This is a genomic window from Poriferisphaera sp. WC338 (genome assembly GCF_050931845.1).
Classification (GTDB): Bacteria; Planctomycetota; Phycisphaerae; order Phycisphaerales; family Phycisphaeraceae; genus Poriferisphaera.
Map to the genome: position 1 here is coordinate 3,374,181 of NZ_CP194516.1, position 16,669 is coordinate 3,390,849.

Consider the following 16,669-nt stretch of genomic DNA (forward strand, 5'->3'; position numbering starts at 1 on the left):
ATATAAAAAAGACCCGCTCAATCACGAGCGGGTCTTTTTTTCTATTCACCAGACAGGTATTTTACTGCAAGTTCACCGGCATAATCACATACAGGAACTGCGGCCCCGTTCGCAGCACACCCGGCTTATTGCCTGCCTTCATATCCAAATGTACCTGCGATTCATCGGCCACTTTCAGTGCATCCAACATATAAGCTGGGTTGAATCCGATCTCGACCGGATCTCCGTTGTACTCATCAATCTCAACTTTAATCTCAGCTTCACCCATCTCAGGAGCACGCGATGAAAGCGTCAATCCGCCTTCATCAAACGCTAATCTTACGCCCTTGGATTCTTCATTCGTAAGCAAAGCAGCACGTCGTACTGCACTTACCAACACATCCGTCGCAATCGTTGCCTTTTTGTCACCGTCCTTCGGAATCACATCCGCATACGGCGGGAAGTTTCCTTCAACCAGATTCGACGACAGCACCGCCTGCTCAGTCGCAAACAATATCTGCCCATCCTGAATCTTCACACTCACAGTTTGCTCTGCATCATCAAACAAACGCAACAGCAAATTCAACGCCTTGGTCGGCACGATCGCACTCTGTGGCGTGTCATTCTGAGAATTACAATGACCCTTCGCCAGTGCCAATCGGTGACCATCAGTCGCCACAACGGAAAGCTTGTTCTTGTCCCGTTCCATGAGTACCCCGTTGATCGCATACCGTGAATTCTCACGAGCTGTCGCAAAAATCGTCATCGCAATCAAGCGGTGCAATTCTTCTGCAGAGATTTCAAAATCCGCACTGCCATCAAACTCAGGGATTGGTGGAAAGTCATCCACGCCGTAGCCATAGATCTTAAACTTAGAGTCTTGCCCAGTGATGTGCGCCGCTTCGCCGTCAGCCGCAATCGTCAATGTCGGATCAACTGACTCACGAACGATCTGCTGCAGCTTGTCTGAGGGAATAAGCATCTCGCCGGACTCGGTCACTTCGACGCGTGGCGTGGTCAGCCGCACGGCGACTTCCATATCCGTACCTGCTAATGTCAGCACATCACCTTCCGCAGTCACCTTAACACAGGTCAGCACCGGCTTCGGTGTGCGCGAGATAATCACGCCGCCGACGAGATTCAGCGATTCAACCAGGGCACTGCGATCACAGATGACTTTCATGGGGGTCTGCCTTTCCGGCGTTCTAACTTGGCGTAACATTTGTCATAAAACAGCTATTTTAGAGCGTATCAAAGTATCCGAGAGCGGCGGTTTCAGCAAGCAATTCGACGCTCGACAACCCCCAGACCGAACTCCTGAAACGCCCGTGGAATCCTTGTGGAAACAGGCCGCTCAATCCGCTCTCCCCGTCGCTCAGCTACGTCAACCATTTTCTGATATCGCCCCATCCCATGACAAAATAGGAGGGTTACGACGGCAGCGGCTCCGCTTTTGCCTCCCAGCACGCCCACATTTGGCAAGAAAATGCTGGAACCCGCCGATCTTGTGGGTATGGTAAAGGTGAAAGCATACTTATCGGCCACTGCTCTTCGTTTCTGCTTACCGCTGCTGACCGTCATCGGGTCAGCGTCGATCGCGCCTCACGCACTGTGGGCAGCCGATCCGCTGGCCTCTTTTTATGAGTACACGCCGCTGGTTACTGATCAGCAGCAGTGGTCCTTGGAAAAGCAAACCGTTCGCGTCAGCCCCAACGGTAAACATATCGCTGGCGTGGCAGTACATGCCATCGACTTCACTGGCTATGCACTCATCCATGACGGTACAACACATCACTACGGACTCGCTAAGCCCGTCTTCAGCTTCCAACCTCAAACCGATCAAGTCCACGCTCTATTTAGCGACAACCGTCAGTGGTTCAAGCGCGTCAACCATCGCACACTTGACGAACGACATTACCAACCTGAAGGCGATATCATCTTCAGTTCCAACGGCAAGCACATGGCCTACGTCGGTATCGAAGATCTCAAACGTTATGTCTTGCTCGATGACAAAGCGGCTGACGGTCCCTTCCAAAAGATCGATCGCGACAGCATCAAGTTCACCGCTGACGGTCACGTCCTAACCTATCGCGCGATGTCCGATGGCATCTGGCGGATCTACATCAACGGACGATCGGATTCCCGCTGGATGCAAATCGGCAACAAAATCTTCACTGCCCAACAAGGCGGCGATGTTTTCTATCATGCCCGTCGCGGTGACAAATGGCATATCATCCGTGTCGGAAGAACCAACCAGCGCGACCAAGTCTGGGGCGGCTATATCAATCTCAAAAACAACATCCATTTTTCCGGTAACGGCAAACATGCGGCATGGTGGGCACAATCCAAGCCTGGTTGGTGGGATCTGTATGTCAACGGCAAAGCCATCTCGGCCTGCCGCACACGCACCCCCGGCGACATCGCACTCAGCCACGACGGCAGCGCCATTGCTGCGACACACCAAACCGTCGGCAGCACCACATGGCGTGCAGTCGTAAACGGGCAACCCCTCGACGAACCTTTTGACGCCATCGCTTCTGGATCACTCCGACTCAGTGCCAGCGGCAAACACCTCGCCTTCGGCATCAAACAAGATGGGCACTGGAAACTCTACCTTGATGGCAAAATCCTCGGCCAAACCACCGGCTTACTCAAAAATGGGCTCATCCTCTCCGAGACAGGGCGTATCGCTTACGCCGGCCGCGACCTGCTCGGTAAGTGGCGAGTCTGGGACGCCAAAGATGGTATCACCCGTCGTTCCGAGGCATACGACGGCATCAACCCCGGCTCGCTCCAATTCAGCCCCATCATCCCCGGTACAAACGCTCACCGCCTTGCCTATATCGCGAACATCGACAATCGTGATGTGGCTGTCGTCGATGGCGTCATGCTCGGTATGCGATCAAAAATCACCCGACTAGTCTTCAGCCCCAACGCCAAGCACGTCGCCTTCATTGGTAGCCGCATCGACAAGAAGCAGCTCATCATTAATGGCAAGCCCGCCAGTGCCCCGTTCCACGACCTCGCCCCCGGCGGCAAGATCGTCTTTGGCAATGATGGGGCTGTCTTGGTGATGGTTGAACAAAAGCCCGGCAAATACGGCCGCATCGACGCCCATCTCGCCCCCACGCCCACAACAAGCGAGATGGCGCAAGTCATTGAATAACAAAGCTTAGCAGACTAAATTCGACTTCTAAATCAAGCCCATTCGCCATCCGGATGGGCTTTTTGCTACGCTTCATCAAACCCATTTCCACGCCCAATCCCCGACTGCTTGCCCCGCCCTCTCGCCATTTGCAATGCCCCACCCACTGACTACAATGTTGGGCTCGTTTTAATGGTTAAGGAAGGTACTTACCAATGCCGAAGCTGAAATCTCACAAAGGATTGCTTAAGCGCATCAAGGTCACAGCCAAGGGCAAAGTGAAGTGGCGTAAGCCGTTTAAGGGTCACCTGAACAGCCACATGAGTGGCGACAAACTCCGCAAGCTCCGTGGCACGGCGCTGGCGACCAAAGGTGATGTCAAACGTCTTTCCCGCATGCTTCACAAGCCTGTCAAAGCTGCTGATACTGCTGAGTAATAGAACAAGTCAGAATGGATAGATCAGCACGTGGCTGAGAGTTGATCTGTCTTCACCCCATTCTGCGAGTCGGGAATCAAGTGCCAGAGCCAAACTGACTGGCCCCCGCCGTCGCGATAAGGAGCATAACATGCCACGTACACAAAAAGGTGCGGCCCGCCGTCAGGCGAAAGTCCGCTGGTTCAAGAAAGCAAAAGGTTACCGCGGGGCTCGTCGTTCACAATGGCGCCGTGTGAAAGAAGCCGTCGTCCGTGCAGGCGTGATGGCTTACCGTGACCGCCGCCTCATCAAGCGTGAATACCGCCAACTCTGGATCATCCGTATTTCTGCTGCCGTCAAAATGCGTGGCATGAACTACAGCCGATTCATCCAAGGCCTCAAGGAAGCAAACATCGCGCTAAACCGTAAGATGCTCTCCGAGATCGCCATCCGCGACGAAGCCGGCTTCGATGCCATTGTCGAAAAAGCCAAGGCCGCTATCGCTGCTAAAAAATAAAATCAGCCAGTCACGTACGATGCCTCATTAAAAAAATGCTGGCCAGCTACGTTCGCTCAGGTAAAATATTTGATCGAGTCTTCATGATGAAGACTCGATTTTTTTGTGGGCGCCGCCACCCAGACGTGGTCATCTGTAACCCACTCAACCAAGTAATCATCACGATCGAAGGAATGATCTCATGCCGTTTGATAAAGACACCGCACTCAACCGTGAAACCTGGCGACTCTTCCGCATCATCTCTGAATTCGTCGACGGTTTCGAAGTCATGTCAGAGGTCGGCCCTGCCATCTCTATCTTCGGCTCCGCACGCACCAAACCCGAAGAACAACCCTACCAATCAGCCGTAGAAGCCGCTCGCAAAGTCGCAGAACGTGAATTTGCCGTCATCACCGGTGGTGGCCCCGGCATCATGGAAGCAGCCAACAAGGGCGCGTTTGAGGCAGGCGGCAAATCCATCGGCCTGAACATCAACCTCCCGATGGAACAAGATCCAAACTCCTACCAAAACTACGAACTCTCCTTCCGCTACTTCTTCGTCCGCAAGGTCATGTTCGTCAAATACGCTTGCGGCTTCATCGTCTACCCCGGCGGGTTCGGCACGCTCGATGAATTCTTCGAAGCCATGACACTCATCCAAACACTCAAGATCGAACCCTTCCCCGTCGTCCTCGTCGGCACCGACTTCTGGTCTGGCCTGCTCGACTGGGTTAAAGCTACCATGCGTGACAAATACAAAACCATCTCCCCTGAAGACATGGACCTCTTTCACCTCACCGACGATACTGAAGAAGCCGTCGACTATATCGTCAAACGTTTCAACCAAGATCAATGGGCCGCCCGCACCGAACCCACCATCCCCGATCCCATCATCCAGCAGGTTAAAAAAGGCCAATCCGGCATCGTCGAGCCCGGCCTCAAACACCTCCGCGACACCACCAAACCCAACGAGTCATAACACAAAAGTAATTCTCCCTAAAACAAACACTCACGCCCATTCACTCCGCGGATAGGTTCCTTTATGATAAAGATGAAATCAAGCCTGCCACTTGGCAGTTAAATAATCACCATGCCACAATCTGACATACTCGACATCAAAACAGCCAACTACCAGTCACTCACTTCGCTGTGGCGCAATGTTGCTGTCCCACTTGATGGCCATCAATCTCACTCCAACTTCGAAACCGCCATCATTCCCAAATCGCAATGGCCCAACCGACTCTGGTTCACTTCTGACATCAACCCTGAAATCGTCACAGAAGCCAAAGCACTTATCCCCATCATCACACCCGATGGCTATCCCATCGTCGTGCCTTACTTTGACATCTATAACTCAAACAACCACGCCCACCTTGATGCCGCCGGCTTTATCAATAAAACCGAACTTGTTGCCATGTCCACACACCTTCAAGACCCCTATGAGTTAAACACATCCCTCACTTTCCAGCACGTCACCACCGAGTCCGCAGCAAAAACCTGGACCGATCTCTACCCGCATGCCTTCAACTACATCATCGCCCCCAAACTACTCACTTATACGATGCAAGACATCCACTACACTCTCGCCTATAAAGACAACCAGCCCGTCGGCACCGGCCTGCTCTATACCCAAAACAATCTTGCTGGCATCTATTGCGTTGGCGTCCACCCCGATTTCCGCCGCCAAGGTTTCGCTGAACATATCATGCGTCATCTGCTTAACCTTGCCATCGCGCAAGGCTATACCCGCGCCGTCCTTCAAGCCTCTACCATGGGCGCCGGCCTCTACCGCAAGCTCGGCTTCCAAAACGACTTCATCATCAAAAACTACATCCTTGCTGATTAACTATCCCCATCCACATCATGCACCTCTAATCGCTGATTAGACGCATCCTCAGAAGAATCATCCTCCACCACCTGAGATTCGATCACCTTCACACTACGTGTCATCATCTCAATCTGCCCGTAGCTCCCATCACTTTCCGTTGGCAGGCTCTTATTCGATCCTGCGCCTAGTGTTTCAAACTGTCGCGCCTTACTCATCACTTGCGATTCGTACGACCCCACAAACTTATTGAAGTGCTCCACTGACTTGGTTACCGCTTTGCCGAGGTTTTCCAAATGCTTCGTGCACGTTGCCAGTCGCTTGTGCAAATCCTTACCCACAGCTGCAATCTGCCGTGCATTCTCCGCAAGCGCCTCTTCTCGCCATCCCATCGCCACCGCTTTAAGCAGTGCAATAAGCGTTGTCGGCGTCGCAATCACCACACCCTTCTCCATCGCATCCTCAAGTAGCATCGGCCGCTCCATCACCGCGGGCTGCAAAAACGCCTCGCCCGGAATAAACATCACCACAAAGTCCGGGGTCCGCTCAAACTGCTCCGCATATTTCTTCTTTGATAACTCATCCACCTGCTTCACAATATTCTTTGTGTGCTTCTCTAATTTCGCAATCTGATCTTCCTTCGTCACCGTCTCCAGCGCGGCAACATAGGCATCAATCGGCGTCTTCGCATCGATCACAATCTGTCTACTTGACGGTAAGTTCACCACCATGTCCGGTCGTAGCTTGCCACCATCAACACTTACCTGCTCGGTAAAGTCGCAATGATCGATCATTCCCGCAAGCTCCGCCACCTTCCGCAATTGCATCTCACCCCACCGTCCCCGAACCTCTGGCCGCTTCAGCGCACCGACCAGTTTCGCCGTCTCATCCCGTAATCCCTGCTGATCCAAAATCATCCGCTTCACCGTCTGCGATAACTCTCCATAACTTTTCTGTCGTGACTGCTCGATTTCATGGATCGTCTTATCATATTTCTCAAGCTTCTCGCGGATCGGATCAACCAGATTCTTAATCGCCGTTTCACGCTCCTTCAAGTTCGCTTTCGCATCCTTCTGCTCACCCTTAAGTTTCTCTTTCGCCAACTTTAAAAATTGCTCGTTTGAATTCTCAAGTGCCTTACTCGCCAAAGATCGAAATGACTTCTCTGCTGACGCTTGCGTTTCATCAAACTGCTTCTTCAGCTGCTTCTCACGTTTCGAGAATTCCTCCTCCAGAAGCTGCTTCTGCTCATTTGCATGCGCCAGCTTCTCCGCCATCAATCCCTTATACTTCGCCTCTTGCTCATCCAGTTTTTCTACCGACAACGATTCCAACTGCTTCATCTGCTTACCGAGATGCGCCATCTCCTGCTGCGCCAGTGCCAAGTCTTGCTGGTGCTTACCCATCTCCCCTTTCATCGCATCAATCTCCGCCTGATACGACGATACCTGCGATTCTGATTGTGTCAGTTCCTTCTCAAGATCAGCTGCGTGTTTCACCGCTACCTTCGCGCGCATCACAAACACCACCGCCGCAATCGTTGCTCCAAGAAACAACACCAGAAAGATAATCGTGATTGGGTCCATACCCCCGATTCTACCATCCCCACATCCCAGCGTGCACCCCGCAATGACACCTCATTGTCACCGACCAACAATGCACTTCACAGATAATACAGATTACCCATCTGATCCTTTAACAGCAGCGCTTTTCTTGCCACCACCGCCACCGTATTCCTGGAACAGCCCGGCCAATTTCCGCGCTTCCCGGGACGCATCGTGCTTCTCCGCCACCTGCTTACGGCCAGTACGCCCCATATCCTCCAGCCGCCCACTTGGCAGTTCTAAGCACTGCCGCATCGCGCGCGTCAATTCCACCACATTCCCCGCCGGCACCAAAAACCCGTTCGTGCAATCGTGCACCAGCTCCGGGATCCCCGCCACATACGTCGACACCACCGGACGGCCCAACGCGAGCGCCTCCATGATCACCACTGGCAAACCTTCCCCAAAAGACGGCAACACCAACGCCCGGCTCTGCTCAATCAACTCCACCACCTGCTCCGATGAAACCCAGCCTGTAATCGTCACATGATCTTGCAAACGGTATCGTTCAATCAGTTCTTCAACATCCAGCCGCATCTCACCGTCACCAGCCAAAATTAATTCAAAGTCATGCCCCTCATCCTTAAGCCGCCGCGCCGCTTGCATCAAAAGCAGTTGGCCTTTTTGTTCACACAACCGCCCCACGCAAACCAGCTTCTTCGACTCACCAATTGTCTGCAACGGCATCTCCAAAAACTTCGGCGATACCCCGCAATGAATCTCCTTGATCTTCCCCCAATGCTCATGCGAACACCAACGGAACAACTGCGACTTACCAAACGATGAGATCCCCACCACAAACGCTGCTTCCTTGATCTTGCGCGCAAGATGAATCGCGATCGGCTTATCGAATTCCTCTGGCCCATGCACCGTCATTGAAAACGTTGGGCCACCCATCATTTTGCACAGCATCGCCACCGTTGTCGGATTCGTCCCAAAATGAACATGCACATGATCCGCACGTTCCTTTTTACACCATCGCAACAATCGAGCGGCTTCCATTAAATAGATCATATGAATAAGCAAACCACGCTCTGATCGCCAACCGATCTTCACTGTTTGCATTGCCGCTTTGGTATAACGAAACGGGTGACGCAGCTTCACTAAACCTGTCGCCCATATCAAACCAAATAATCCACCAGCCAACAGAATGCGCGTCTTGCTTTCCTCGGCCACATCTTGCGCATCAACCAGTTTGTCCGGTGTCGGGCGGATCGAATAACGCAACACCTCAAACCCTTGAGACTCCAACGCCAAAATCTCCCTGCGGATAAACGCATGCGACACTTTGGGGTACTGATTGGTCAGGTAGGCTATTTTCATGGGTGCTTTCTGTCTTGATCCATCATCCTATCGAAGCGCGCGTTGTATCACGCACACGAGCTTCTCCCTATGGGATATTCATCGTATAGAAGCGTAGGCAACCTGAAATGATCGTGCCAAAACCGCTTTTAATTAAGTTGAATCGTTGAGATGGGGTGTGGGGCCGATTTTCTATCTCTTTAAGCCTTCACATCAAGATGCTTGTAGAGCGGACTTACAGGATCAGACTGCTCCGCTTGGCTTGCTTCGGCGGATGGTGGAGATGATTGATTTGGTCCGTGATCTGGCGTCGGCATATGCGGAAGTACACCGTTTTCTAATGCACCAAGCATTTGACGTGCAATCTCGCGTTGCTGCGCTTCGATGGCCGCTGGATCAATCTCATCCTGCCCCGCAAGTTCACCCGCCACTGCATTATCATTCGCGCCACGCTGCGGTGCATCGTCAATTGGTTCCTGATGATCACGGAGTTGTGAATCTACATGAAGACGCGCGGACGTGTTTTCATCTGCTTCGTTCTCTTCGAGGCCTTTGATATGCGCTTCAAACACATCCCGCACGTGCTTGGCCGTCTGATCCTGTTCTCTAACTTTCTTGTCGCGCTTCTTGGCTTGCTGCTGACCCTGCAAGGCTGTCTGGGCCACGCCGGCTGCCACGCCAGTTCCCATCACGCTCATGACAATGCTCCACAACCCCCTGATGAATAAACATGATCACATTACTCTATATCGGTTTTTATGAGGAAAATCGCCACCCCAACACCGGCATGTCCCATAATTCACTCAGCCACTGATCTGAAATAAACGGTTCTAACGACTGTATGATGCTCCCTCATTTCTGGATAAATCACATCTCGATCTAAAAAAATTTTTCACACTTTAAACCCACTAAACATCGATTTTCGTACTCACCACACTTTTTTCAGTGAATACCCTCATTCTTTCACTTGAAATACGTCTTTTAGACGAGATATTATATAAGACATTGGCCCCGCCAACCGTTGTATCAGTGACATTAAAATTGGCTCAAACCCTTGATATGAAAGGGGTAATGTTGTGACAACACAAACTAAGCCGCTCCCCGGCCCCAAATCAGAAAAAATCCTCGATGAACTCCAAAAGTACATCATCGTCGACCCACACCCCTACACCGTAGACCTACCTGCCTCCGAAGGCATGTATCTCGCTACCATCGACGGCGACAAGCTCTTCGACTGGGGCGGGTACTACGGAGCAAAGCTCCTCTCACACAACCATCCCGACACCAAAGACCCCGCCTACGAGCAAAAGCTCCTCAGTGTTGCTCATCACAAAATTGCCAACCCCGACTTCCTCACCCAGGAATGCCTCGACTACTACCGCCTCATGCGCGAAATCGCCCCCAAGTGCATGGATAGTAAAGACCTAGAGCTCTACGTCGTGAACTCCGGCGCCGAAGCCGTTGAGAACATGCTCAAATACCTCATCAACATGCACGACCAAAAACGCAAAGCGCAAGGCCGCAACCCAGGTGTCCGCCGCTTCATCTACTTCGACTGCGCGTTCCACGGCCGCACCGTCTTCGCACTCAACATCACCCAACTTCGTCATGACCCCGTCATGACAAAGAACTTCCATGGCATGGTCGCCGCCAATATCGAAGTCCCCTTCCCCGCCATCGACCACTCACAATCCGATGAAGTCAACGAAGAAAAAACACAACAAGCCATCGACTTCCTTGAAGCACAACTCCGTCTTTTCGGTGATGAAATCGTCGGCATCATTTTCGAACCCATTCAAGGTGCAGGCGGACACCGCATTGCCGCACCACGCTTCTATCGTGCTCTCAGCGAACTTGCTCACAAATACGATACTTATCTCGGTGTCGATGAAGTTCAAACTGCTGGTGGACAAACCGGCTCCATGTTCTGCATGGATCAGTTCGATCTCCCTCACCCACCGCAAGCGATCGCTGTCGCAAAGAAATTTGGCAATGGCGTTCTATACATGAAAGAATCCATGGCCGATGAAGGCGTACTCGACTCAACATGGGGCGGATCACTCGTCGACATGGTGCGTGTCTGCAAGGAAATGGAGATCATTCAGAAAGACAATTATATTGATCAAATCCCTGAAAAAGAAGCACATTTCGTTGCCATGCTCAATAAGCTTGTCGACAAACACAGCGACTTGATCTTCAATGTCCGCGGCATGGGCGTCTATCAAGGCATCAGTTTCCACCGCATGTCCGACAAAGGCAAATTCATCGGCAAGATGCTTCAAGAACAACGCACCATCCTCATCGGTGCAGGCGAACGATCCATCCGCTTCCGCCCACCAATCGATGTCACCATCGAAGACATGGACCTGCTCTATGAAAAGATGGATGCCTGCCTCGCAACCATGAACGATGATTAAAATTTCAGGCTTTAGGGAATCATGTCTAACCATGCGTTAGACCTTGCACAACATGCTCTTCATACATGTAGTTCGTATGAAGAATAGACGGGACGCCGAGCAGTTTGGGCGTCCTGTTTTGATTCGGCCCCCACGATATACAGCTACTCACAAACTTCTATCCATCGCGAAGTCGATTAATGCCACTCACATGCCACGCTTGCCCCCTTCACGACGACAGTACACGATGCAAATCTATCCTTAAAACTGTTCAAAATCCCTCAAAAACAAGGCTTGACTTTTATTTAACCGTTTGGTTAAATATTATTTCGTGGCAGGCAGGAAGCCCCAAAACGCCATTTATCAGGAGCTCACACATGGTCACCGTCAGCAAAGAAGCACAACTCGACAAAACCTTCGCCGCACTTGCCGACCCCACACGGCGAAGCATTCTCACCCGTCTCACCGAAGGCGATTGCTCCGTCTCCGAGCTCGCCGAGCCGCACGAGATGTCTCTTCCCGCCATTTCCAAGCACCTCCGCGTCCTTGAACGTGCTGGCCTCGTCGAACAACACAAGCAAGGGCGCATCCGCCGCTGCCATCTCCAAGCTGCCCCACTCAAATCCGCTGCAACATGGGTCGAAACCTATCGCATCTTCTGGGAAAACCAGTTCGATTCACTCGAACGCTTCCTTGAAGGCCAATCTAAAAATAAACCTAAGCCAAAATCTTAAACGGTCTAATCGTCAATTAGACCTTATCGAATCACAACACCACATAGCCGGAGCAAAATAATGCCTGTATCAACCGACCAAACTTTAACCATCGTACGTAATCTTAATGCCGACCCCATGACCGTCTATAACGCATGGATGGACCCCAACCAACGCAAACAATGGTTCACACCAAGCGCCGACATGATGACCTGTACCAACTGCACCATCGACGCAAAAGTCGGTGGCCAGTACCGCATGAAACTCGTCACTAACGAAGGCGATAAGGAATACCATATGGGTGGCGAATTCCGTGAACTCGATCCCGGCAACAAAATCATCTTTACTTGGAAGTCATGCTCAGAGTCAGACAATGACCCAGCCGCAACATGCACAGTGACACTTAAACCTACAAAAACAGGTACGGAAATGACTTTCATCCAGGTCGGATTCGCCAATGACGAATCACGCAACGACCAAACCCAAGGATGGAACGGCTGCTTCACTACCCTTGAGCAATATGTCGACAGTGAATAAAAATCTCATCCATACGCCGCACTTAACCGTGCTGCGTATGATTAAGCCACACACAAAACACGGAGCACATCATGGCTACCACCAACCAATCCGAATCACTCACCATCCATCGCACCTTCAACGCCACCCCCGAAGAAGTTTATAACGCATGGATGGATGCAGATCAGCGTAAACAATGGTTCGTCCCCAGCAACGAAACCATGAGCTGCACACAATGTGAGATTGATCCTGCTGTAGATGGATCATACACACTCACTATGAGTAATAAAGAAACGGGTGAAGACTACATAGCCATTGGGCATTTCACCGAACTTACCCCTCATAATAAGATCGCCTTTACATGGTCATGGAAAGACCGGCCGAAGTCCGCACAGAACACACACTGCACCATCGAACTCACCCCTTCCCCCTGTGGCTCTCAAACAGACATGATCTTCACACACACACAACTCCCCGATACGCAATCACGCGATGACCATCACAAAGGCTGGACCGGCTGCTTTAACGAATTGGTTACCCACCTCGCCGTCTAATTAGCGCTTAGTCACTACCACGACCACCCACAGCCGCACAGATCCGCGGCTTTTTCCAATCCACACAAACCCCATTCCTCATTCCAACATCACGCTACCGTTAATCCTTCGTTAAAAATGCAAATAACCGCTTGCACCTCAATCTTTCACATATTATCATAGCTCGCAAAACCAAACATTAACCTTACAAATTCCCTTCCGGGAAATACGTGCAATCACTACTTCTAAAATTCGTCTTTCCCAAGAATTCAATCGGTGCTCAGCACCAGAGAGCAATCCAAATGCCTGTACAAACCACCATGGACATCGCCAACCAGCTCGTCGCCCTCTGCCGTGAACGTAAATTTGCCGAGGCCATCAACACTCTCTACGCCGACGATATCGTCTCTGTCGAAGCAATGGAAGATCCCGCCATGCCAGCACGTATGGAAGGCAAAGAAACCGTCCTTGGGAAAAATCAATGGTGGTTTGATAACCATGAAATCCACAGCATAACTGTGTCTGACCCCTTCCCGCATGGCGATCGTTTTGCCGTTTACTTTGATGATGACATCACCTCAAAAGAAACAGGCGAACGCATCCATATGCAGGAAGTTGCCCTCTACACCGTCACCGATGGAAAAATCACACACGAAGAATTCTTCTATCAGTGCCCCAGCCAAGTCGTGCCTGAAGTCGCCAACAAGCTTGTCGAGTTATGCAATCAAGGTAAGAATCTTGAAGCTGTCGACACGTTGTATGCTGACGATATTGTCTCAATCGAAGCCATGAGTGACCCCACCATGCCCGCGCGCATGGAAGGCATTGAAGCGATTCGTGGCAAGAACGAATGGTGGCTTGGCAATCATGAAGTGCATGAAACCTGCATCAAGGGCCCGTTCCCACATGAGGACCGCTTCGCACTTGTTGAGAGTTTCGAAATGACGGTCAAAGAAACCGGCAAGCGATGCAAAATGACCGAAGTCGCGATCTACACCGTCCGTGACGGCAAGATTGCTCAGGAGCAATTCTTCTATCAAGAGCCTGATGATCAATGCCAGACACCAAACGTATGAATTTACAGAAAGACAATTGATGCGACCACGTTCGCCGCGGCATGAACATTCGGAGCGTTCATGCAAACCGCGCGATCGACTGGCCAACTCACAAACGCGACCCGCAATCACGCAGGCCGCGTTTTTTACCTTTCCATTTTCCCCATAAATGCTGCCGTTCCTCCGTGACGCATCTATAATCCATCTGAAATTTGCATTCCACCAATACAAACATGGATTATCATGATGAAAACCATACAACTCGGCAACACCAACTTGCAAATCTCTGTCATCGGCTTCGGCTGTATGGGACTCTCCGAATTCTACGGGCCGCCAGCCGACCAAACACACGCACTCTCCGTCCTCAACCACGCCTATAGCCACGGCATCAACTTCTTTGATACCGCCGACATCTATGGATGCGGCCACAATGAAGAACTCCTCGGAAAATTTGTTGCCGATAAACGTGATCAAACCATTCTCGCTACCAAGTGCGCCATCGTCTGCAAACCTGGCGAGTACGCCCGAAAAATTGACAACTCCCCTGCCTACATCCAGCAAGCATGCGAAGCGTCACTCAAACGACTAAACACCGACATCATCGACCTCTACTACATCCATCGATTCACTGGCGAAACGCCCATCGAAGAGGTCATGACCGGACTCGTTTCCCTAAAAAAACAAGGCAAAATCAAACACATCGGGCTTTCCGAAGTCTCCGCGCAAACGCTCCACAAAGCGAACACCATCGCTCCCGTGGCCGCACTACAAACGGAATACTCGCTCTCTTCCCGCGATCCCGAATCGGACATCCTCCCAACCTGTGCCGAATTAAAAACCAGCTTCGTTAGCTACTCACCACTCGGACGTGGCCTGCTCACCGGACAAATCACCTCACTCTCCGACCTCGCCGAAGATGACTTCCGTCGCATCTCCCCACGCTTCTCAGAAGAAAATTTCCAACAAAACCTCAAACGACTCGACCTTCTCAAAGATCTTGCACAAACTAAAAACTGCACCCTTGGCTCACTCGCCATCGCATGGCTACTCCATCGCCCAATTAACAACATCCCCATCCCCGGCACCAAACGCATTAAATATCTTGATGAAAATATACATGCCACACAGATCGATCTTACTCCCGATGAAGTCCAACTTCTCGACACCAACTTCCCCGTCGGTTTCTTTGACGGACAGCGCTACCCCGAAGCCGGCATGATCGGTATCAATAATTAACAAACAATACAATCATGTATGAATAAAGCGGCAAGCACTCAGCCTCGCCGCTTTTATTTACTTATCATCTAGGCAACTAATGCCCCGTATGACCAAACCCGCCTGCACCCCGCTCGGTCTCCGGAAGCTCATCCACTTCCAACCACTCAACCACCGGCACACGCTTCACCACCATCTGCGCAATCCGCATCCCATCCTCCACTATAAAATCCTTCTCTCCCATATTAATCAGTCCCACCTTCACCTCACCACGGTAATCCGCATCAATCGTCCCTGGACTATTCGGCACTCCCACACCATGCTTGATCGCCAAACCCGACCGTGGACGGATCTGCGCCTCCCACCCCACCGGCAACGCCATCGCAAAACCCGTTGGCACAAGACCAATCTCACCTGCCTTAATCACTATCGGCTCACTCAAATGTGCATACACATCCATCCCCGCCGCATGCTCACTCTGATATGCTGGCAACTTTCCATTCACATTCCCCTCTAAGCGCTTAATAGATACCTTCACACATTCAATATTCACATCCTGCATACCTGCATTCCTTCATCTATATCAATGGCTAAACTACCATTTCCCATCCAACATCATCTCGATCGCATGTGCCACACCCCCATCATCATTCCGCAAAGTCCGCTTGTCCGCAACTACTGCTGCCTCCGGGACAGCGTTACCCATCGCCACACCCAAACCCGCAGCCTTCAACATCGCCACATCATTAATCTCGTCGCCGATGCACGCGATCTTCTCTGGCTCAATCCCCTCCCTTTCAGAAATCCACCGCACGCCTCGCCATTTATCCACACCCCCCGCAAACACCTCCAGAATATACACCGTATCCTCTGGGTTCGGCATCTGCACCCCCATAAAATGTTGCACAAGCACACGATCCCCATACTTTGCCTCGATCAATTCTGTCAGTGGTGCTAGCCGCGCCCCCTTCGCCACCATCCCCACACGCAACACTGCATGCAGATCATCCGCACAAACATCAGCTTGCGTATGCACCTTCGCCCCAGTTTTCTGGAACCACCAATCCGTGTTCCCCACCAATTCACAACTCCCCGTCACCAAATAATCATGCCCTACCTCACCCGCATCTCGGTACGCCAAAACCGCCTCTGGCTGCTCCCCCAAAAACGCGATCAACTCCGCCGCAAGCGCCGGCTCCATCGCTGCGATCTCCACACTCTTCCCCGTCGCAAGCTCACTTACCATCGCTCCTGTTACAAAAATGCCGTGCTGATCTGAGCGGCTAAACGCATCCACCTGCTCAATCACGTACCCACTCTCCCGCCAACCTCTTCCCGTACACGGAATCACCATAACCCCCGCATCCATCGCCCGGCCAATCGCTTCCGCATTCGCGCGCGGCACCACCCCATCGCTTCCCAAAAGCGTCCCATCTATGTCAATCGCAATCATCTCATACTTCATCCCCACACT

Annotated in this window: 17 protein-coding genes; 11 read left to right on the plus strand and 6 right to left on the minus strand. The window is 51.6% G+C overall.

Translation table 11 applies throughout. From position 1 onward, the window contains the following. Window positions 1–61: 61 nt before the first annotated feature. Window positions 62–1,162 carry a DNA polymerase III subunit beta gene (gene dnaN, locus ACQ6WK_RS13970; RefSeq protein ID WP_432797997.1) on the minus strand — a complete coding sequence of 367 codons (1,101 nt, stop codon included), beginning with the start codon at window positions 1,160–1,162 and terminating at the stop codon, window positions 62–64. 330 nt (window positions 1,163–1,492) lie between these two features. Between dnaN and ACQ6WK_RS13975 the strand changes: the two genes are divergently transcribed. The 5 genes from ACQ6WK_RS13975 (at window position 1,493) to ACQ6WK_RS13995 (ending at window position 5,882) form a co-directional block, all read left to right on the plus strand. Beyond that, window positions 1,493–3,145 (plus strand): hypothetical protein, encoded by a 1,653-nt coding sequence (locus tag ACQ6WK_RS13975; protein WP_432797998.1) that lies wholly within the window; start codon window positions 1,493–1,495, stop codon window positions 3,143–3,145. A gap of 194 nt (window positions 3,146–3,339) precedes the next feature. Next, complete coding sequence (gene rpmI, locus ACQ6WK_RS13980) at window positions 3,340–3,561, plus strand: 50S ribosomal protein L35 (RefSeq protein WP_432797999.1); 222 nt, start codon at window positions 3,340–3,342, stop codon at window positions 3,559–3,561. A 130-nt stretch (window positions 3,562–3,691) separates the two neighbouring features. After that, window positions 3,692–4,057: a 50S ribosomal protein L20 gene (rplT, locus tag ACQ6WK_RS13985; protein WP_432798000.1), complete on the plus strand. Its 366-nt coding sequence runs from the start codon at window positions 3,692–3,694 to the stop codon at window positions 4,055–4,057. Between the two features lie 181 nt (window positions 4,058–4,238). Further along, on the plus strand, window positions 4,239–5,015 hold the full coding sequence (locus tag ACQ6WK_RS13990) for a TIGR00730 family Rossman fold protein (protein WP_432798001.1): 777 nt from the start codon (window positions 4,239–4,241) through the stop codon (window positions 5,013–5,015). A gap of 111 nt (window positions 5,016–5,126) precedes the next feature. Beyond that, the gene (locus tag ACQ6WK_RS13995; RefSeq protein WP_432798002.1) at window positions 5,127–5,882 is read left to right on the plus strand and encodes a GNAT family N-acetyltransferase; all 756 of its coding nucleotides are present in this window, start codon (window positions 5,127–5,129) and stop codon (window positions 5,880–5,882) included. Here ACQ6WK_RS13995 and rmuC read toward each other — a convergent pair. The 3 genes from rmuC to ACQ6WK_RS14010 all read right to left on the minus strand — a co-directional run bounded on the left by rmuC (window position 5,879) and on the right by ACQ6WK_RS14010 (window position 9,465). Further along, window positions 5,879–7,447 (minus strand): DNA recombination protein RmuC, encoded by a 1,569-nt coding sequence (rmuC, locus tag ACQ6WK_RS14000; RefSeq protein WP_432798003.1) that lies wholly within the window; start codon window positions 7,445–7,447, stop codon window positions 5,879–5,881. The genes ACQ6WK_RS13995 and rmuC overlap by 4 nt on opposite strands. 93 nt (window positions 7,448–7,540) lie before the next feature. Continuing rightward, window positions 7,541–8,788, minus strand: coding sequence for a glycosyltransferase (locus ACQ6WK_RS14005; protein ID WP_432798004.1), 1,248 nt, complete (start codon window positions 8,786–8,788; stop codon window positions 7,541–7,543). A 179-nt stretch (window positions 8,789–8,967) separates the two neighbouring features. Continuing rightward, the gene (locus tag ACQ6WK_RS14010; RefSeq protein ID WP_432798005.1) at window positions 8,968–9,465 is read right to left on the minus strand and encodes a hypothetical protein; all 498 of its coding nucleotides are present in this window, start codon (window positions 9,463–9,465) and stop codon (window positions 8,968–8,970) included. Between the two features lie 378 nt (window positions 9,466–9,843). Here ACQ6WK_RS14010 and ACQ6WK_RS14015 point away from each other — a divergent pair, with 378 nt between their 5' ends. From ACQ6WK_RS14015 to ACQ6WK_RS14040, 6 genes are all read left to right on the plus strand, one after another. After that, a complete protein-coding gene (locus ACQ6WK_RS14015) occupies window positions 9,844–11,184 on the plus strand; it encodes an aspartate aminotransferase family protein (protein ID WP_432798006.1) in 1,341 nt (446 codons plus the stop codon). Between the two features lie 356 nt (window positions 11,185–11,540). Then, window positions 11,541–11,897, plus strand: a complete 357-nt coding sequence (locus tag ACQ6WK_RS14020) for an ArsR/SmtB family transcription factor (RefSeq protein ID WP_432798007.1) — start codon at window positions 11,541–11,543, stop codon at window positions 11,895–11,897. Between the two features lie 60 nt (window positions 11,898–11,957). After that, window positions 11,958–12,413, plus strand: a complete 456-nt coding sequence (locus tag ACQ6WK_RS14025; protein WP_432798008.1) for an SRPBCC family protein — start codon at window positions 11,958–11,960, stop codon at window positions 12,411–12,413. 71 nt (window positions 12,414–12,484) lie between these two features. Continuing rightward, entirely contained in the window at window positions 12,485–12,946 is a 462-nt protein-coding gene (locus tag ACQ6WK_RS14030; RefSeq protein WP_432798009.1) for an SRPBCC family protein, read from the plus strand. Window positions 12,947–13,227: 281 nt separating this feature from the next. Beyond that, window positions 13,228–14,001, plus strand: coding sequence for a SnoaL-like domain-containing protein (locus ACQ6WK_RS14035; RefSeq protein WP_432798010.1), 774 nt, complete (start codon window positions 13,228–13,230; stop codon window positions 13,999–14,001). Window positions 14,002–14,226: 225 nt separating this feature from the next. Continuing rightward, window positions 14,227–15,216: an aldo/keto reductase gene (locus tag ACQ6WK_RS14040; protein ID WP_432798011.1), complete on the plus strand. Its 990-nt coding sequence runs from the start codon at window positions 14,227–14,229 to the stop codon at window positions 15,214–15,216. Between the two features lie 76 nt (window positions 15,217–15,292). Here ACQ6WK_RS14040 and dut read toward each other — a convergent pair whose 3' ends face one another. Further along, window positions 15,293–15,757: a dUTP diphosphatase gene (dut, locus tag ACQ6WK_RS14045; protein WP_432798012.1), complete on the minus strand. Its 465-nt coding sequence runs from the start codon at window positions 15,755–15,757 to the stop codon at window positions 15,293–15,295. A 33-nt stretch (window positions 15,758–15,790) separates the two neighbouring features. Further along, window positions 15,791–16,648 carry an HAD family hydrolase gene (locus ACQ6WK_RS14050; RefSeq protein ID WP_432798013.1) on the minus strand — a complete coding sequence of 286 codons (858 nt, stop codon included), beginning with the start codon at window positions 16,646–16,648 and terminating at the stop codon, window positions 15,791–15,793. Window positions 16,649–16,669: the final 21 nt, after the last annotated feature.